The sequence below is a fragment of the Delftia sp. WSY_7 genome, from assembly GCF_043104845.1.
Classification (GTDB): Bacteria; Pseudomonadota; Gammaproteobacteria; order Burkholderiales; family Burkholderiaceae_C; genus Comamonas; species Comamonas tsuruhatensis.
Genome location: NZ_JBICLB010000024.1, coordinates 118,090 through 136,291, shown reverse-complemented (window position 1 = coordinate 136,291; position 18,202 = coordinate 118,090). Strand labels below are relative to the sequence as shown.

The 18,202-nt window shown below is 64.3% G+C and carries 13 protein-coding genes and 1 tRNA gene; all 14 read left to right on the top strand.

What is annotated here, in order from left to right:
• The first annotated feature begins 24 nt into the window (after positions 1 to 24).
• The 14 genes from ACF8ME_RS10795 to ACF8ME_RS10730 all read left to right on the top strand — a co-directional run bounded on the left by ACF8ME_RS10795 (position 25) and on the right by ACF8ME_RS10730 (position 18,196).
• Positions 25 to 100 (top strand) — tRNA-Trp (locus tag ACF8ME_RS10795).
• A gap of 86 nt (positions 101 to 186) precedes the next feature.
• Complete coding sequence (secE, locus tag ACF8ME_RS10790; protein ID WP_012202436.1) at positions 187 to 570, top strand: preprotein translocase subunit SecE; 384 nt, start codon at positions 187 to 189, stop codon at positions 568 to 570.
• Entirely contained in the window at positions 570 to 1,154 is a 585-nt protein-coding gene (nusG, locus tag ACF8ME_RS10785) for a transcription termination/antitermination protein NusG (protein WP_016450388.1), read from the top strand. Before secE ends, nusG begins: the two co-directional genes overlap by 1 nt.
• A gap of 140 nt (positions 1,155 to 1,294) precedes the next feature.
• Positions 1,295 to 1,726 (top strand): 50S ribosomal protein L11, encoded by a 432-nt coding sequence (gene rplK / locus ACF8ME_RS10780; RefSeq protein ID WP_012202438.1) that lies wholly within the window; start codon positions 1,295 to 1,297, stop codon positions 1,724 to 1,726.
• Entirely contained in the window at positions 1,727 to 2,422 is a 696-nt protein-coding gene (gene rplA, locus ACF8ME_RS10775) for a 50S ribosomal protein L1 (protein WP_016450389.1), read from the top strand.
• Between the two features lie 226 nt (positions 2,423 to 2,648).
• Complete coding sequence (rplJ, locus tag ACF8ME_RS10770) at positions 2,649 to 3,176, top strand: 50S ribosomal protein L10 (protein WP_016450390.1); 528 nt, start codon at positions 2,649 to 2,651, stop codon at positions 3,174 to 3,176.
• Positions 3,177 to 3,213: 37 nt separating this feature from the next.
• Positions 3,214 to 3,591, top strand: a complete 378-nt coding sequence (rplL, locus tag ACF8ME_RS10765) for a 50S ribosomal protein L7/L12 (RefSeq protein ID WP_012202441.1) — start codon at positions 3,214 to 3,216, stop codon at positions 3,589 to 3,591.
• Between the two features lie 277 nt (positions 3,592 to 3,868).
• A complete protein-coding gene (gene rpoB, locus ACF8ME_RS10760; protein ID WP_392416376.1) occupies positions 3,869 to 7,981 on the top strand; it encodes a DNA-directed RNA polymerase subunit beta in 4,113 nt (1,370 codons plus the stop codon).
• 23 nt (positions 7,982 to 8,004) lie between these two features.
• On the top strand, positions 8,005 to 12,234 hold the full coding sequence (gene rpoC, locus ACF8ME_RS10755; protein WP_016450392.1) for a DNA-directed RNA polymerase subunit beta': 4,230 nt from the start codon (positions 8,005 to 8,007) through the stop codon (positions 12,232 to 12,234).
• Between the two features lie 255 nt (positions 12,235 to 12,489).
• A complete protein-coding gene (locus ACF8ME_RS10750) occupies positions 12,490 to 13,119 on the top strand; it encodes a LemA protein (protein WP_209672396.1) in 630 nt (209 codons plus the stop codon).
• On the top strand, positions 13,116 to 14,513 hold the full coding sequence (gene rsmB / locus ACF8ME_RS10745) for a 16S rRNA (cytosine(967)-C(5))-methyltransferase RsmB (protein WP_392416374.1): 1,398 nt from the start codon (positions 13,116 to 13,118) through the stop codon (positions 14,511 to 14,513). Before ACF8ME_RS10750 ends, rsmB begins: the two co-directional genes overlap by 4 nt.
• Entirely contained in the window at positions 14,458 to 15,141 is a 684-nt protein-coding gene (locus ACF8ME_RS10740; protein WP_016450395.1) for a DUF4390 domain-containing protein, read from the top strand. Before rsmB ends, ACF8ME_RS10740 begins: the two co-directional genes overlap by 56 nt.
• Entirely contained in the window at positions 15,138 to 17,480 is a 2,343-nt protein-coding gene (locus tag ACF8ME_RS10735) for an ATP-binding protein (RefSeq protein ID WP_392416372.1), read from the top strand. The genes ACF8ME_RS10740 and ACF8ME_RS10735 overlap by 4 nt, the downstream gene beginning before the upstream one ends.
• 41 nt (positions 17,481 to 17,521) lie before the next feature.
• A complete protein-coding gene (locus ACF8ME_RS10730; protein WP_016450397.1) occupies positions 17,522 to 18,196 on the top strand; it encodes a response regulator in 675 nt (224 codons plus the stop codon).
• Positions 18,197 to 18,202 lie beyond the last annotated feature (6 nt).

Genomic DNA, 18,202 nt, shown 5'->3' with positions numbered 1-18,202 from the left:
AAGATCATTGCCTAACTGATTCGTAGGGGTATAGCTCAATTGGCAGAGCGTCGGTCTCCAAAACCGAAGGTTGTAGGTTCGATTCCTACTGCCCCTGCCACCTGATGGTGGAATCGCAACGAGCCCGCCCCAAAGCGGGCTTCGGTGTCTTGGCGTTGCGCAAAAAATGCGCATTAGAAATGGATTATGGCCACTACTCAGGTTGAAACGGTCAGCTCCGGAGCTGACAAAGCCAAGCTTGCCGCAGTCGCGGCTTTAGTCGTTGCTGCGATCGCAGGTTTCTATCTGCTGAGCAAGCAAGGTCCCATCGTTCAGTGGCTGGTGCTGCTGGTCGGTCTGGCTGCGGCTGCTGGCACGTTCCTTGTTTCCGAGCCCGGAAAGCGTTTCGTCAGCTTTGCGCAGGATGCCTGGCGCGAAGTCAAGAAGGTCGTCTGGCCGACGCGCAAGGAGACCATGCAGATGACCTTGTACGTCTTCGGCTTTGTGGTCATCATGGCCTTGTTCCTGTGGTTCACGGACAAGACGCTGGAGTGGGTCCTGTATGACCTGATTTTGGGCTGGAGGAAGTAATGGATGCTGTCGAAACAGGTGTGAACGACGGAGGGGCAACGCCTGCCAATCCGGATCTGCGCTGGTACATCGTCCATGCCTACTCCGGCATGGAAAAGGCCGTGGAGCGCAACATCATCGAGCGCATCGCGCGTTCGGACATGCAGTCCAAGTTCGGCCGCATCCTGGTTCCCACCGAGGAAGTGGTGGAGATGAAGAACGGCCAGCGCCGTACCACCGAACGCCGCTTGTTCCCTGGCTACGTGTTCGTCGAGATGGTCATGGACGACGACACCTGGCACCTGGTCAAGCACACCAGCAAGGTGACGGGTTTCGTGGGTGGTGCCAAGAACCGCCCAGCACCGATCTCCGAAGAGGAAGTGCGCAAGATCGTCAGCCAGATGCAGGAAGGCACGGACAAGCCGCGCCACAAGATCGAATTCATGCCCGGCGAACTGGTGCGTGTCAAGGAAGGCCCCTTCACGGACTTCAATGGCTCGGTCGAAGAGGTCAACTACGAAAAGAGCCGCCTGCGCGTCTCGGTGATGATCTTCGGTCGCTCCACGCCGGTCGAGCTTGAATTTGCCCAGGTTGAAAAAACCTGAGTTACCGCTTACAATCTCTGGCTCTGCATTTTTAGGCTCGGTGCAGGGCGTGTCAGCAAGAGTCTTTTAACCCCCGGGGAGCTGCCGGCTGCAACTGTTGTTGGTTGGGCCGGCGGCGCTATACCCGCAAGGAGCATTCAATGGCGAAGAAAATCGTCGGCTTCATCAAGCTGCAAGTGCCAGCTGGTAAGGCCAATCCCTCTCCTCCGATCGGTCCTGCGCTGGGTCAGCGCGGCCTCAACATCATGGAATTCTGCAAGGCGTTCAACGCCCAGACCCAAGGTGTCGAGCCCGGCCTGCCCCTGCCCGTGGTCATCACGGCCTTTGCCGACAAGAGCTTCACCTTCATCATCAAGACGCCTCCGGCGACTGTGCTGATCAAGAAGGCCATCAAGCTGGACAAGGGCTCCTCCAACCCCCTGAAGAACAAGGTCGGCAAGATCACCCGCGCTCAGCTGGAAGAGATCGCCAACACCAAGCTGAAGGACATGAACGCTGCTGACGTCGACGCCGCCGTGCGTACGCTGGCTGGTTCGGCCCGTTCGATGGGCGTGATTGTGGAGGGCGTGTAAATGGCCAAGTTGACCAAGAAGCAAAAGGCTCTCCAGGGCAAGGTGGAGTCCACCAAGCTGTACGCTTTCGCCGACGCCGTGGCGCTGGTGAAGGAAGCCGCCACCGCCAAGTTCGATGAATCCATCGACGTGGCCGTGCAACTGGGCGTGGACGCCAAGAAGTCTGACCAAGTGGTTCGTGGCGCCGTCGTGCTGCCCCACGGCACTGGCAAGACCGCCCGCGTGGCCGTGTTCGCCCAAGGCGCCAAGGCTGAAGAAGCCAAGGCTGCTGGCGCCGATGTGGTCGGCATGGACGACCTGGCTGCCCGCGTGAAGGCTGGCGACATGCCCTTCGACGTGGTCATCGCTGCCCCCGACGCCATGCGCGTCGTCGGTACGCTGGGTCAGATCCTGGGCCCGCGCGGCCTGATGCCCAACCCCAAGGTGGGTACGGTGACTCCCGATGTGGCCACGGCCGTGAAGAACGCCAAGGCTGGTCAGGTGCAATACCGCGTCGACAAGGCCGGCATCATCCACGCCACCATCGGCCGCCGCTCGTTCGACAACGAGAAGCTGCAAGGCAACCTGGCTGCGCTGATCGACGCCCTGAACAAGTCCAAGCCCGCCTCGAGCAAGGGCCTGTACCTGCGCAAGGTGGCTGTTTCGTCGACCATGGGTGTGGGCGTTCGCGTCGACACGCAAACCATCTCGGCCTGATAGCCAAGAAATCTTGAGGCGGCTTGCGGGCTGCCTCAGTGGTGGGCCGGCGCAGCGATGCGCCGGGTCATCCAAGACCGTTGGTGTGCCTTGCGGCACTTAAACCTCAGGGGCCAACGCAGATGGCGATCCCGCTGCAGATGGATGCATTTCCAAAACAGTTGGTCGCTGCAACAAGAGCGCGCATGAGGGGCCTGCCCCGAGTGTGCATTTGAAGGAGTAGACCTTGAGTCTTAATCGCAGTGAGAAAGAAGCGGTCATCAATGAAGTGACCAGCCTCGCCGCAAAAGCTCAAACGCTTGTGATCGCGGAATACCGCGGCATCACGGTCGCCGACATGACCAAACTGCGCGTTGACGCCCGCAGCAAGGGTGTGAGCCTGAGCGTGTTGAAGAACACGCTGGCCCGCCGTGCTGTGGCTGGCAGCCAGTTCGACGTTGTCGCCGACCAGATGACCGGCCCTCTGATCTATGGCTTCTCTGAAGACGCAGTGGCTGCCGCCAAGGTGGTGGCCGACTTCGCGAAAACCAACGACAAGCTGGTGATCCGCGGTGGTGCGTTTGCAGGCAAGGCCCTGGACGTGAACGGTGTGAAGCAACTGGCGAACATCCCCTCGAAGGAAGTTCTGCTGGCACAACTGTGTGGCTTGCTGATGTCGCCTATCTCGCGTACGGCCGTTGTGCTGGGCGCCCTGGCGGCAAAGAAGAGCGAAGGCTCTGCCGAAGAACCGGCAGCCGAAGCAGTCGCAGCCTGAGCGCGCGGCAGTTAACCAATATTGTTAGGAAATCAAAATGGCATTCGATAAAGACGCATTTCTGACCGCGCTCGACGGCATGACGGTCCTGGAACTCAATGACCTGGTGAAGGCCATTGAAGAGAAGTTCGGCGTGAGCGCTGCCGCCATGGCCGCTCCCGCTGCTGGTGGCGCTGCTGGCGGCGCTGCTGCTGCAGAAGAAAAGACCGAGTTCAACGTTGTGCTGACCGAAGCCGGCGCGAACAAGGTTTCCGTCATCAAGGCCGTGCGTGAAATCACCGGCCTGGGTCTGAAGGAAGCCAAGGACCTGGTCGACGGCGCTCCCAAGAACGTCAAGGAAGGCGTTGCCAAGGCTGACGCTGAAGCCGCTGTGAAGAAGCTGGTGGAAGCCGGTGCCAAGGCTGAACTGAAGTAATTCAGTCCCCTCAAGGGCTGGAGGCTCCGAAAAAGGGCCTCCAGCCTTTGGCGCTTGTGGAGAGCGTATCCATAGAGCACACTAGAAAGCGGTCTGGAGCAGCCTGTTTTCTAGTGTCTTCTGACAACCCGACAGCAGAAGATGCCTTGGTTCGGGCGATGTGCAACGCATCGCCGTCAGCCATGGTTGGTAGTGGCCAACCGCCAAGCCCGCAGGGAGCTTTCCATGTGGGGCAGTCGTCGCAGACCCAGGACTCATGTCTTTGCCCGGAGATCTCATGGCCTATTCTTACACCGAACGCAAGCGAATCCGCAAAAGCTTCGGGAGCCGCGACAGCGTGCTCGAAGTGCCTTACCTGCTGCAGATGCAAAAAGATGCATATACCGCATTCTTGCAGGCAGATGTAGCCCCCAAAAAACGCACCATCGAAGGCCTGCAAGCGGCCTTCAACTCTGCCTTCCCCATCGTCTCCCACAACGGTTTTGTGGAGATGAAGTTCGTCGAGTACAACCTCGCCAAGCCTGCTTTCGATGTGCGCGAGTGCCAGACCCGTGGTCTGACCTTCGCCTCTGCCGTGCGCGCCAAGGTTCAGCTGATCATCTATGACCGTGAGTCTTCGACCTCGCAGTCCAAGGTGGTCAAGGAAGTCAAGGAGCAAGAGGTCTACATGGGCGAAGTGCCCCTGATGACCGACAAGGGCTCGTTCATCATCAACGGTACCGAGCGCGTCATCGTCTCGCAGCTGCACCGCTCGCCTGGCGTGTTCTTCGAACACGACAAGGGCAAGACCCACAGCTCGGGCAAGCTGCTGTTCTCGGCACGCATCATTCCTTACCGCGGCTCGTGGCTGGACTTCGAGTTCGACCCCAAGGACCTGCTGTTCTTCCGCGTCGACCGTCGTCGCAAGATGCCCGTGTCCATTCTGCTGAAGGCCATCGGCCTGACGCCGGAATCGATCCTGGCCAATTTCTTCGTCAACGACAACTTCCGCCTCATGGATTCGGGCGCGCAGATGGAGTTCGTCCCCGAGCGCCTGCGCGGCGAGGTCGCGCGCTTCGACATCACCGACAAGTCGGGCAAGGTCGTGGTCGCCAAGGACAAGCGCGTCACTGCTCGCCACACGCGTGAGCTGGAGCAGTCGGGCACCAAGTTCATCAGCGTCCCCGAAGATTTCCTGATCGGCCGCGTGGTCGCCAAGAACATCGTCGATCCGGACACGGGCGAGATCATCGCCAAGGCCAATGAAGAGCTGACCGAGTCCCTGCTCAAGAAGCTGCGCAGCGCCGGCATCCAGGATCTGCAGTGCATCTACACGAATGAGCTGGACCAGGGCGCCTACATCTCGCAGACCCTGCGCACCGACGAAACCGTGGATGAGTTCGCTGCACGCGTGGCCATCTACCGCATGATGCGCCCCGGCGAGCCGCCGACCGAAGACGCCGTGCAGGCCCTGTTCCAGCGCCTGTTCTACAACGCCGACACCTACGATCTGTCGCGCGTGGGCCGCATGAAGTTCAACGCCAAGGTCGGCCGCGATGGCGCCACCGGCCCCATGGTGCTGTCCAACGAGGACATCCTGGCCGTGGTCAAGATCCTGGTGGATCTGCGCAATGGCAAGGGCGAAGTCGACGATATCGACCACCTGGGCAACCGCCGCGTGCGTTGCGTGGGCGAACTGGCCGAGAACCAGTACCGCACGGGCCTGGCACGTATCGAGAAGGCTGTGAAGGAGCGTCTGGGCCAGGCCGAGCAAGAGCCGCTGATGCCCCATGACCTGATCAACAGCAAGCCGATTTCGGCCGCCCTGAAGGAATTCTTCGGTGCGTCGCAGCTGTCGCAGTTCATGGACCAGACCAACCCTCTGGCCGAAATCACGCACAAGCGTCGCGTCTCGGCCCTGGGCCCGGGCGGTCTGACCCGCGAGCGTGCAGGCTTCGAAGTGCGCGACGTGCACGTGACCCACTACGGCCGCGTCTGCCCTATCGAAACGCCTGAAGGCCCGAACATCGGCCTGATCAACTCGCTGGCCCTGTACGCCCGCCTGAACGAATACGGCTTCATCGAGACGCCTTACCGTCGCGTGGCCGACGGCAAGGTCACGATGGAGATCGACTACCTGTCGGCCATCGAGGAAGGCAAGTACATCATCGCCCAGGCCAATGCCGAGCTGGATGCCGAAGGCCGCCTGATCGGCGACCTGGTGTCGGCGCGCGAAAAGGGTGATTCGACCCTGGTGTCGGCCGAGCGCGTTCAGTACATGGACGTGTCGCCCGCACAGATCGTGTCGGTGGCTGCCTCGCTGATTCCGTTCCTGGAACACGATGACGCGAACCGCGCATTGATGGGCGCCAACATGTCGCGTCAGGCCGTGCCTGTGCTGCGTCCCGAAAAGCCCATGGTGGGCACGGGCATCGAGCGCGTGGCGGCAGTGGACTCCGGCACCGTGGTGACGGCAACCCGCGGCGGTATCGTGGACTATGTCGATGCAACGCGCATCGTGGTCCGCGTGAACGATGCGGAAGCCGTGGCCGGCGAAGTCGGCGTGGACATCTACAACCTCATCAAGTACCAGCGTTCCAACCAGAACACCAACATCCACCAGCGTCCCATCGTCAAGCGTGGCGACAAGCTGGCCAAGGGTGACGTGGTGGCCGACGGCGCATCGACCGACCTGGGCGAAATCGCCATCGGTCAGAACATGCTGATCGCCTTCATGCCCTGGAACGGCTACAACTTCGAGGATTCGATCCTGATCAACGAGCGCGTGGTGGCCGAAGACCGCTACACCTCGATCCATATCGAAGAACTCGTGGTGATGGCCCGCGACACCAAGCTCGGTGCCGAGGAAATCACGCGCGACATCCCGAACCTGTCCGAGCAGCAGCTCAACCGCCTGGACGAGTCCGGCATCATCTACGTGGGTGCGGAAGTGCAGCCCGGCGATGTGCTGGTCGGCAAGGTCACGCCCAAGGGCGAGACCACGCTGACGCCTGAAGAGAAGCTGCTGCGCGCCATCTTCGGCGAGAAGGCTTCCGACGTGAAGGACACCTCGCTGCGCGTGGACCAGGGCTCGCAAGGCACCGTGATCGACGTGCAGGTCTTCACCCGTGAAGGCATCCAGCGCGACAAGCGTGCCCAGCAGATCATCGACGATGAACTCAAGCGCTACCGCCTGGACCTGAACGACCAGCTGCGCATCGTCGAGGCCGACGCCTTCGACCGTATCGAGAAGCTGCTCAATGGCCGCGTGGCCAACGGCGGCCCGCAGAAGCTGGCCAAGGGCGCCAAGATCGACAAGGCCTACCTGGACGGCGTGGAGAAGTTCCACTGGTTCGACATCCGTCCTGCAGAGGACGAGGTCGCCACCCAGCTCGAGTCCATCAAGAACTCGCTGGAGCAGACGCGCCACAGCTTCGACCTGGCTTTCGAAGAAAAGCGCAAGAAGCTCACCCAGGGCGACGAGCTGCCCGCTGGCGTGCTCAAGATGGTCAAGGTCTACCTGGCCGTCAAGCGCCGCCTGCAGCCCGGCGACAAGATGGCCGGCCGCCACGGCAACAAGGGCGTGGTCTCCAAGATCGTTCCGGTCGAGGACATGCCCTACATGGCCGACGGCTCCACTGCCGACATCGTGCTGAACCCGCTGGGCGTGCCTTCGCGCATGAACATCGGCCAGGTGCTGGAAGTGCATCTGGGCTGGGCCGGCAAGGGCCTGGGCCAGCGCATCGGCGACATGCTGCAGCAGGAAGCCCGTGCCGCCGAAATCCGTGCCTTCATGGAAGAGATCTACAACTCGCGCGGCCGCAAGGAAGACCTGGCCCAGCTCGATGACAACGAGATCGTGTCCATGGCGCAGGCGCTGACCACGGGCGTGCCGTTTGCCACGCCGGTGTTCGACGGCGCTTCCGAGCAGGAAATCCAGGACATGCTGCATCTGGCATATCCGGAAGAGCTGAAGGAGCGCAAGGGCCTGACCGAAAGCCGCACGCAGGCCTACCTGTATGACGGCCGCACCGGTGACCGCTTCGAGCGTCCGACCACCATCGGCTACATGCACTACCTGAAGCTGCACCACTTGGTCGACGACAAGATGCACGCCCGCTCCACGGGTCCGTACTCTCTGGTGACGCAGCAGCCCCTGGGCGGCAAGGCCCAGTTCGGCGGCCAGCGTTTCGGGGAAATGGAAGTGTGGGCGCTGGAAGCCTACGGCGCCGCCTATGTGCTGCAGGAAATGCTGACCGTGAAGTCCGACGACGTGGTGGGCCGTACCAAGGTGTACGAATCCATCGTCAAGGGCGAGCACGCCATCGAGGCAGGCATGCCCGAGTCGTTCAACGTGCTGGTCAAGGAAATCCGCTCCCTGGGCCTCGACATCGAGCTTGAGCGTTCTTAAATATTGAAAAGGGAAAGAGTCTTATGAAATCTCTACTCGACCTGTTCAAGCAATTCACGCCCGATGAGCATTTCGATGCCATCAAGATCGGTCTGGCTTCTCCCGAGAAGATCCGTTCCTGGTCCTTCGGCGAGGTGAAGAAGCCCGAGACCATCAACTACCGCACGTTCAAGCCCGAGCGCGATGGTCTGTTCTGCGCCAAGATCTTTGGCCCCATCAAGGACTACGAGTGCCTGTGCGGCAAGTACAAGCGCCTCAAGCACCGCGGCGTGATCTGCGAGAAGTGCGGCGTCGAAGTGACCCAGACCAAGGTGCGCCGCGAGCGCATGGGCCACATCGACCTGGCTGCGCCCTGCGCCCACATCTGGTTCCTGAAGTCGCTGCCGTCGCGTCTGGGCCTGGTGCTCGACATGACGCTGCGCGACATCGAGCGCGTGCTGTACTTCGAAGCCTACGTGGTGACCGACCCCGGCATGACCCCGCTGAAGAAGTTCAGCATCATGACCGAGGACGACTACGAGGCCAAGCGCACCGAGTACGGTGACGAGTTCGAAGCCAAGATGGGCGCCGAAGGCATCAAGGACCTGCTCGAAGGCATCGACATCGACGTCGAGACCGAGCGCCTGCGCGGCGACCTGACCGGCTCCGAAGTCAAGGTCAAGAAGAACGCCAAGCGCCTGAAGCTGCTGGAAGCGTTCAAGAAGTCCGGCATCAAGCCGGGCTGGATGGTCATGGAAGTGCTGCCCGTGCTGCCCCCGGACCTGCGTCCGCTGGTGCCGCTGGACGGCGGCCGCTTCGCGACGTCCGACCTGAACGACCTGTATCGCCGCGTCATCAACCGCAACTCGCGTCTGCGCCGCCTGCTGGAGCTGAAGGCTCCGGAAATCATCGCGCGCAACGAAAAGCGCATGCTGCAGGAAGCAGTGGACTCGCTGCTGGACAACGGCCGCCGTGGCAAGGCCATGACGGGCGCCAACAAGCGTGCCCTGAAGTCGCTGGCCGACATGATCAAGGGCAAGAGCGGCCGTTTCCGCCAGAACTTGCTGGGCAAGCGCGTGGACTACTCGGGCCGTTCCGTGATCACGGTGGGTCCGTACCTCAAGCTGCACCAGTGCGGTCTGCCCAAGCTGATGGCGCTGGAACTGTTCAAGCCCTTCATCTTCGCGCAGCTCGAGCAGCGCGGCATCGCCACCACCATCAAGGCGGCGAAGAAGGAAGTGGAATCCGGCACGCCCGTGGTGTGGGACATCCTCGAAGAGGTCATCAAGGAGCACCCGGTCATGCTGAACCGTGCTCCCACGCTGCACCGCCTGGGCATCCAGGCCTTCGAGCCCATCCTGATCGAAGGCAAGGCCATCCAGCTGCACCCGCTCGTCTGCGCGGCCTTCAACGCCGACTTCGACGGTGACCAGATGGCCGTCCACGTTCCGCTGTCGGTGGAAGCACAGATGGAAGCCCGCACGCTGATGCTGGCCTCCAACAACGTGCTGTTCCCCGCATCGGGCGAGCCCTCCATCGTTCCTTCGCAGGACGTGGTGCTGGGTCTGTACCACGCGACGCGCGAGCGCATCAACGGCAAGGGCGAGGGCATGGTCTTCGCCGACATCGGCGAAGTGCAGCGCGCGCTGGACGCCGAGCAGGTCGAGCTGGCCGCCAAGATCAGCGTTCGCCTGACCGAGTGGACGAAGAACAAGGACTCCGGCGAGTTCGAGCCTTCGACCAGCCTGGTGGAAACCACCGTGGGCCGCGCCCTGATGTCCGAGATCCTTCCCAAGGGCCTGCCGTTCAGCCACATGAACAAGGCGCTCAAGAAGAAGGAGATCTCCAAGCTCATCAATGCCTCGTTCCGCAAGTGCGGTCTGAAGGCCACGGTGGTGTTTGCCGACAAGCTGCTGCAAAACGGCTTCCGCCTGTCCACGCACGCCGGCATCTCGATCGCCATCGGCGACATGCTGGTGCCGCCGCAAAAGGCCGAGATCATCGGCCGTGCCGAAGCCGAGGTGAAGGAGATCGAACAGCAGTACGTCTCCGGTCTCGTGACCGCTGGCGAGCGCTACAACAAGGTGGTGGACATCTGGGGCAAGGCCGGCGACGAAGTCTCCAAGGTCATGATGGCCCAGCTGGCCAAGGAAAAGGTCATCGACCGCCACGGCAACGAAGTCGAGCAGGAATCGTTCAACGCCATCTACATGATGGCCGACTCCGGCGCCCGCGGCTCGGCCGCGCAGATCCGCCAGCTGGCCGGCATGCGTGGCCTGATGGCCAAGCCTGACGGCTCCATCATCGAGACGCCCATTACGGCGAACTTCCGTGAAGGCCTGAACGTTCTGCAGTACTTCATCTCCACCCACGGCGCCCGAAAGGGTCTGGCCGACACGGCGTTGAAGACGGCCAACTCCGGCTACCTGACGCGTCGTCTGGTGGACGTGACGCAGGATCTGGTGGTCAACGAGGACGATTGCGGCACGAGCAATGGCGCACTGATGCGCGCCATCGTCGAAGGCGGTGAAGTCATCGAATCGCTGCGCGACCGCGTGCTGGGCCGTACCACGGCCGAGGACGTCGTGCATCCCGAGACGCTGGCCGTGCTGCTGCCCGCAGGCACGCTGCTCAACGAAGACGTGATCGACGAGCTGGAATCGCAAGGCGTCGACGAGATCAAGGTCCGCACCGCGCTGACCTGCGAGACCCGCTACGGCCTGTGCGCCAAGTGCTACGGCCGCGACCTGGGCCGCGGCGGCCTGATCAACCTCGGCGAAGCCGTGGGTGTGATCGCCGCCCAGTCCATCGGCGAGCCCGGCACGCAGCTGACCATGCGTACCTTCCACATCGGTGGTGCCGCTTCGCGCGCTGCCATCGCCTCGAGCGTGGAAGCCAAGTCCAACGGCTCCATCAGCTTCAACAGCACGATGCGCTACGTCAGCAACACCAAGGGTGAGCTGGTCGTGATTTCGCGTTCGGGCGAAATCGTCATCAGCGACAACGGCCGCGAGCGTGAGCGCCACAAGGTGCCTTACGGTGCCGTGCTGACCGTCAGGCCCGACCAGCAGGTCAAGGCCGGTCTGATCCTGGCCAACTGGGATCCGCTGACCCGACCCATCATTACCGAGTACGCCGGCCAGGTGCGCTTCGAGAATGTGGAAGAGGGCCTGACCGTGGCCAAGCAGGTCGACGAAGTGACCGGCCTGTCCACGCTGGTGGTGATCGATCCCAAGCGCCGTGGCTCTGCCAAGGTCGTGCGTCCCCAGGTCAAGCTGATCGATGCCAACAACCAGGAAGTCAAGATCCCCGGCACCGACCACTCGGTGACGATCGGCTTCCAGGTCGGCGCGCTGATCCAGGTGCGTGACGGCCAGGACGTGGGCCCCGGCGAAGTGCTGGCCCGTATCCCTGTCGAAGGCCAGAAGACCCGCGACATTACCGGCGGTCTGCCCCGCGTGGCCGAGCTGTTCGAAGCCCGCACGCCCAAGGACAAGGGCACGCTGGCCGAGATGACCGGCACCATTTCCTTCGGCAAGGAAACCAAGGGCAAGGTGCGCATGCAGATCACCGATCTGGATGGCAAGGTCTGGGAAGAACTCGTGCCCAAGGAAAAGAACATCCTGGTGCACGAAGGCCAGGTGGTCAACAAGGGTGAGTCCATCGTCGACGGCCCGGCCGATCCGCAGGACATCCTGCGCCTGCTGGGCATCGAGGAGCTGTCGCGCTACATCGTCGATGAAGTGCAGGACGTCTACCGCCTGCAGGGTGTGAAGATCAACGACAAGCACATCGAGGTGATCGTTCGCCAGATGCTGCGCCGCGTCGTGGTCGAGAACACCGGCGACTCGACCTACATCGCTGGCGAGCAGGTCGAGCGTTCGGAGATCCTCAATACCAACGAGGCGCTGCAGCGCGAAGGCAAGATCCCTGCCACGTACTCCAACGTGCTGCTGGGTATTACCAAGGCATCGCTGTCGACCGACTCCTTCATCTCTGCCGCGTCGTTCCAGGAAACGACCCGCGTGCTCACCGAGGCTGCCATCATGGGCAAGCGCGACGAGCTGCGTGGCCTGAAGGAAAACGTCATCGTGGGTCGCCTGATCCCCGCTGGCACGGGTCTGGCATACCACCAGGCGCGCAAGGCCAAGGACGCCATGGACGACGCAGAGCGCCGCGCCATCGCCGACGCCGAAGCGGCCGAACTGGCCGGTGTGATGGCTGACGACGACGCTGGCGTGGCTGCCGTCGCCGGTGACGCTTCCGCTGACTGATAGGCGGTGTCACCCCCTGAGCGGCTGTGCCGCTTCCCCCTCTCTCGCTACGCGGGAGGGGGACGACGCCCTCGCTGCGGGGGCGGCCCTTGCTCGGCGTCCCTCTTGTTGGGACATGCTGTCTCCTAGAGCAGTGCATGGCGCAAGTGCTTGATGATGTGACGCTCCCGGCCTGCCCTGCGCAGGCGGGAGCGTTTTTCTTTGGGAATAACCAGAGTTCGGCCGGACCAGCTTCCGGCCGGGCCGTTGCAGACGATGTGGTCCTTGTCTCTTGAATGGATGCTGCTGGCACTGCTGGTGTTCTGGGCCGTCGGCGCATACAACCGGCTGGCCCGGCTGCGCAGCGGCTGCGTGCAGCAGTTCGGTACGCTCGATGCATACCTGGGCCAGTGGCATGCCATGCTGCAGGCCTTCGAGGAACAGCCCAAGGGCGAAGGCCAAAGCCCCGCCCTTGTGCATGCCCAGGCCGCGCTGCACCAGACCGCCGCGCAGTTGCAGGCGGCGCTGGTCGATGCCCGTGGCCGGCCGCTGCGCGAGAGCGCGCTGGCCTCGCTGGAGCATGCCTGCTCGGCGCTGGAGGTGGCCTGGCAGGCCATGACCAAGGTCGCCGTTGACACCGGCGCCGGCGCCGCTGGCACTGGCACTGCGCCATCAGATGCCCCGTCGCCGGACCCCGATCCGCTGCAGCCCTGGCAGCAGCGCTGGACCGAGCACCAGGTGCGCAACCGCCTGGGACTGCAGCAATTCAACGCCGCGGCCGAGCGCTACAACGCCGCCATCGCGCAATATCCGGCCAGGTTGCTGGCCTGGCTGCTGGGCTTTCGCCCGGTGCGCAGCCTGCTGGTCGAACCTGCGCCCAGCAAGGTGCAGGAAAGTGGAACATGAACCAACGCACGCATTCTTCCCCGCGCCGCGCTGCGGCGCCCTCGCAGGCGCATGCCGTACCGGCCGCACCTCCTCTTTGGCAGCAGCTCGACGCCGTCGCCCAATGCCTGCAGGCCGTGCTCGAAGGCCAGTCCAGCCGCAGCGTGCTGGCGCGTGTGCCGCAGCCGCTGCGTCCCGGCGTGCAGGCCCTGCTGTTCCAGGTGCTGCGCCAGCTGGGCCGCGCCCAGGCGCTGCAAAAGCAGCTGGCCTCGCGCAACCCGCCGCCGCGCGTCAGCGCATTGCTGAACACCGCCCTGGCCCTGGCCTGGGATGAATCTCGCGCGCCATACCCGCCGTTCACCCTGGTCAACCAGGCCGTGGAAGCGGCCAAGCAGGGGCCGACCCGCGCGCAGTCCGGCTTTGTCAACGCCTGCCTGCGCCGCTTTCTGCGCGAGCGCGATGCCCTGGTTGCCGCCACCGAAGCCCAGCCGCAGGCGGTCTGGAACCATCCCGCCTGGTGGATTGCCCGCCTGCGCAAGGACCATCCCGATCACTGGCAGGCCATCCTGCAGGCCAACAACGAGCAGCCTCCGATGACGCTGCGCGTCAATCGCCAAAGGGCAGACCGCGCGCAGTACCAGGCGGCGCTGCAGGCCATGGACGTGCCATCGCTTGCCGTGGCCGACAGCGGCCTGCAACTGCAGCAGGCCTTGCCCGTGCAATCCCTGCCGGGCTTCGACCAGGGCCTGGCCTCCGTGCAGGATGCGGCGGCGCAACTGGCCGCACCGCTGCTGCTGCAAGGGCTGGAGCAGCCCGTCGGCCGAGCGTTGCGGGTACTTGATGCCTGCGCCGCCCCCGGTGGCAAGACGGCCCACCTGCTGGAATACGCAGCGCCGCAGACCCTGCAGGTCACGGCGCTGGAGATAGACGCCGAGCGCGCCGCGCGCATCGAGGACACGCTGGGAAGGCTGCAGTTGCAGGCGCAAGTGGTCGTGGCCGATGCATCCCAGCCTGCGCAGTGGTTCGAGGCGCAATGCGGCGGCCAGCTGTTCGACGCCATCTTGCTGGACGCGCCCTGCACGGCCTCGGGCATCGTGCGGCGCCAGCCCGACGTGCGCTGGCTGCGCCGCGAAAGCGATGTGCACCAGCTGGCCCAGATCCAGTCCCGGCTGCTCGACACCCTGTGGCCCCTGCTGCAGCCTGGCGGGCGCCTGCTGTACTGCACCTGCTCGGTCTTCAGGCAAGAGGGCGAGGCACAGGTTCAAGCGTTTGTTGCACGCAACAGTGAGGCGCGAACACTGCCGGCGCCGGGGCATTTAATCCCGGGCAAGGACTACAAAGCCGGCATGCTGGCTGACAATGCTTTGGGTGACCACGACGGCTTCTTCTACGCCTTGCTGCAAAAGACGCGCTGACCCCCGTCCCCGGACCAGGTCGCCAGCCTGGCTGCGCCTGCTGGCGCGGCTGGCCGGGGCACTTGTGCTGGCCGCCGTGCTGGCCGGCCTGGGCCTGCAGGCCAGGGCCGATGCGCTGACCGCCGAGATCGGATCCATGCAGCTCGAGCGCTCCGATGATGGTCTGCTGCTGTCCGCCAATCTCCAGTTCGAGTTGCCCTACCAGATCGACGACGCGCTGCGCCAGGGCATTCCCATGTACTTCGTGGCCGAGGCCCAGGTCCAGCGTGAGCGCTGGTACTGGTCCGATCAGCAACTGGCCACCGCCAGCCGCCACTACCGCCTCAGCCACCAGCCGCTGACACGCCGCTGGCGCCTGCACATCTCCAATACCCCCTTCTCCAGCGCCGGGCTGGGGCTGGCCCTGGGCCAGACCTTCGAGACCCTGGAAGATGCGCTGTCCTCCATGCGGCGCATCTCGCGCTGGAAAATCATGGACACGGCACCCACGCAGTCGGGTGTCTCGGTGCAGCTGCGCTTTCGCATCGACCTGTCCCAGCTGCCAAGGCCGTTGCAGATCGGTGCGCTGGGCCGCTCGGGCTGGAACCTGCAGCTGTCGCGCGCCCAGATGCTGGAAGACGCGCCATGAACCGGGACACCGACGCCGACGAACGCATGGCCCTGCCGGCCTCGGCCGGCCTGTCGCGCGGCACGCGCTGGGCCGTGGGCGTGGGCGCCGGTCTCATGGGGCTGGTCGGCGTGCTGCTGCTGTTCCTGCTGACCCTGGCCACCAACAACCGGCTGGACTACGAGCGCAACTACAACTGGCTGTTCGCCGCCAACGTGGTCGTGGCCGGTCTGCTGCTGGCCATCCTGGTCTGGGGCGGCATCCGCCTGGCCATACGCCTGCAGCGGGGGCGCTTCGGCAGCCGCCTGCTGCTCAAGCTGGCCGGCATCTTCACGCTGGTGGGACTGGTGCCGGGTCTGCTGATCTACATCGTTTCCTACCAGTTCGTCTCGCGCTCCATCGAGAGCTGGTTCGACGTGCAGGTCGAGGGTGCGCTGTCGGCAGGCGTGAGCCTGGCCAGCTCCACGCTGGAGACCGTGGCCAACGACATGGCCAACAACACGCGCACCGCAGGCGCCCAGCTGTCCCAGGTCTCCGATGCGGGCGCCGCGCTGATCCTGGAGCGCGTGCGCGACCAGTTGGGGGCCACCGATGTCGTGCTGTGGAGCGCCTCCGAAATCGCCGTCGTGGGTCCGGCGCCGGTGCCGCGCAGTGGCGAGCTGGCTGGCTTGCGCGCGGTTGCCAGCGCAGGTCAATCGCGCTTCAACCTGCAGCCCGAACGCCCCAGCGCGCAAATGCTGCGCTCGCTGCGCGAGCAGCGCGCCGTGGCCAGCATCGAAGGACTGGACGACGACGGCACGGCCCAGCCGGGTGCCACAGCGCCGAATGCCCAGGTTCGCACGCTGGCCGTGGTTCCCAACCCCAGCGTGGGACTGCTGACCGAGCCGCGTTATTTGCAGGCCACCATTGCGCTGCCGCAGGCGCTGGTGACCAACGCCCTTGCCGTGCAGGCCGCCAACCGCGAATACCAGGAACGCGCGCTGGCACGCGGCGGCCTGCAGCGCATGTACATAGGCACGCTTACGCTCAGCCTGTTCCTGGCGGTCTTCGGCGCCGTGGTGCTGGCCATCGTGCTGGGCAACCAGCTGGCCAGGCCGCTGCTGCTGCTGGCCCAGGGCATGCGCGACGTGGCGCGCGGCGACCTGCGGCCCAAGCCGGCGCTGCAGACGCGCGACGAGATCGGCGGGCTCACGCGCTCCTTCGCGCTCATGACCCAGCAACTGGCCGACGCCCGCGCCGAGGCCAACCGCAGCATGGGCCAGCTCGATGCCGCACGCGGCAACCTGCAGACCATCCTCGACAACCTCACATCGGGCGTCATCGTGCTGGACGCGCGGGGCGCCATCGTCCTGAGCAATCCCGGGGCCACGCGCATACTGCGCGCGCCCATGGCCGTCCATGAAGGACGGGCGCTGTCCCAGGTGCCGGGGCTGGAGCAGTTCGGCGAAGTCGTGCAGGAGCAGTTCGCGCTCTTCCTGGGCGAGCAGGGGCGCGATCGCTGGCAACTGGTGCATGAGCTGCATGCCTCCACCGATGGCGGCGTCATCCAGCACACCACCACCCTGGTCATGCGCGGTGCGGAACTGCCCGATGCGCAGCGGCTGCTGGTCTTCGACGACATCTCCGAGATCGTCTCGGCCCAGCGCGCCCAGGCCTGGGGCGAGGTGGCGCGCCGCGTGGCCCATGAGATCAAGAACCCGCTCACGCCCATTCAGCTGTCGGCCGAGCGCATGGCCATGCGGCTGACCGACAAGCTGCAGCTGGCTGACCAGGCGCTGCTGGCCAAGTCCGTCAAGACCATCGTCGATCAGGTCGGCGCCATGAAGCGCCTGGTCGATGAATTCCGCGACTACGCGCGCCTGCCTGCCGCCAATCTGCAGTCGCTGGACCTCAACGCGCTGGTGACCGACGTGCTGCAGCTGTACGGTGAAGAGAACGCCGAAGTGCGCGTGGAGTGTGTGCTGGACCCGCAATGCCCGCCGATTTCCGGCGATGGCCAGCAGCTGCGCCAGGTCATTCACAATCTTTTGCAGAATGCCCAGGACGCCACGGCCCAGCGTGCGCAGGAAAGCGGCCAGCCCCCCGGCCCCGTGACCATAGAGACGCGCTGGAACGAGTCCACGCGCCGCGTGCGCCTGAGCATCAGCGACAGCGGCACGGGCTTCGCGGCCAACATCCTTCAACGGGCCTTCGAGCCCTATGTCACGACCAAGGCGCGGGGCACCGGACTGGGCCTGGCCGTGGTCAAGAAAATCGCAGACGAGCATGGCGCCCGCATCGACCTGGGCAACAGGGACGACGGCGGGGTGATTCAAGGTGCGCAAGTGTCGCTATCATTTGCGCCTGAGCGTACAGGATAGGCCTGACGCCCCCCGCGCCTCAGCACATAGGCTTAAGACACATGGCAAACATACTGGTGGTCGACGACGAACTGGGGATCCGGGATTTGTTGTCGGAAATCCTCAACGACGAAGGTCATAGTGTGGACGTGGCCGAGAATGCCGGCCAGGCGCGCACGGCGCGCGCCTCCAACACCTACGACCTCGTGCTGCTCGACATCTGGATGCCCGACACCGATGGCGTATCGCTGCTCAAGGAATGGGCCTCGGCGGGCCAGCTGACCATGCCGGTCATCATGATGAGCGGCCACGCCACCATCGAGACGGCGGTGGAGGCCACGCGCATCGGTGCGCTGTCCTTCCTGGAAAAGCCCATCACCATGCAGAAGCTGCTCAAGGCGGTGGAGCAGGGCCTGGCGCGCAATGCCGCCAGCCAGGCGCCGGCTGCAGCGCCTGCCGCAGTGGCCGAGCCCGCCGACATCGCAGCCGTCGTCACGCCTGCGGCCAGCCGTGTGCCGGTGGACAACAACGTGCCGCATGCACACCAGGGTTTCGATCTGGACCGCCCCCTGCGCGAGGCGCGCGACGGTTTCGAGAAGGCCTACTTCGAGTTCCACCTGGCGCGCGAAGGCGGCTCCATGACCCGCGTGGCCGAGAAGACCGGCCTGGAGCGCACGCACCTGTACCGCAAGCTGCGCCAGCTGGGCGTGGACCTGGGCCGCAACAAGCGCGGATAGACTTTT

Coding starts and splice junctions, on each gene's coding strand:
- secE (WP_012202436.1), top strand. CDS start 187: ATGGCCACTACTCAGGTTGAAACGGTCAGCTCCGGAGCTGACAAAGCC.
- nusG (WP_016450388.1), top strand. CDS start 570: ATGGATGCTGTCGAAACAGGTGTGAACGACGGAGGGGCAACGCCTGCC.
- rplK (WP_012202438.1), top strand. CDS start 1,295: ATGGCGAAGAAAATCGTCGGCTTCATCAAGCTGCAAGTGCCAGCTGGT.
- rplA (WP_016450389.1), top strand. CDS start 1,727: ATGGCCAAGTTGACCAAGAAGCAAAAGGCTCTCCAGGGCAAGGTGGAG.
- rplL (WP_012202441.1), top strand. CDS start 3,214: ATGGCATTCGATAAAGACGCATTTCTGACCGCGCTCGACGGCATGACG.
- rpoB (WP_392416376.1), top strand. CDS start 3,869: ATGGCCTATTCTTACACCGAACGCAAGCGAATCCGCAAAAGCTTCGGG.
- rpoC (WP_016450392.1), top strand. CDS start 8,005: ATGAAATCTCTACTCGACCTGTTCAAGCAATTCACGCCCGATGAGCAT.
- ACF8ME_RS10750 (WP_209672396.1), top strand. CDS start 12,490: ATGTGGTCCTTGTCTCTTGAATGGATGCTGCTGGCACTGCTGGTGTTC.
- rsmB (WP_392416374.1), top strand. CDS start 13,116: ATGAACCAACGCACGCATTCTTCCCCGCGCCGCGCTGCGGCGCCCTCG.
- ACF8ME_RS10740 (WP_016450395.1), top strand. CDS start 14,458: ATGCTTTGGGTGACCACGACGGCTTCTTCTACGCCTTGCTGCAAAAGA.
- ACF8ME_RS10735 (WP_392416372.1), top strand. CDS start 15,138: ATGAACCGGGACACCGACGCCGACGAACGCATGGCCCTGCCGGCCTCG.
- ACF8ME_RS10730 (WP_016450397.1), top strand. CDS start 17,522: ATGGCAAACATACTGGTGGTCGACGACGAACTGGGGATCCGGGATTTG.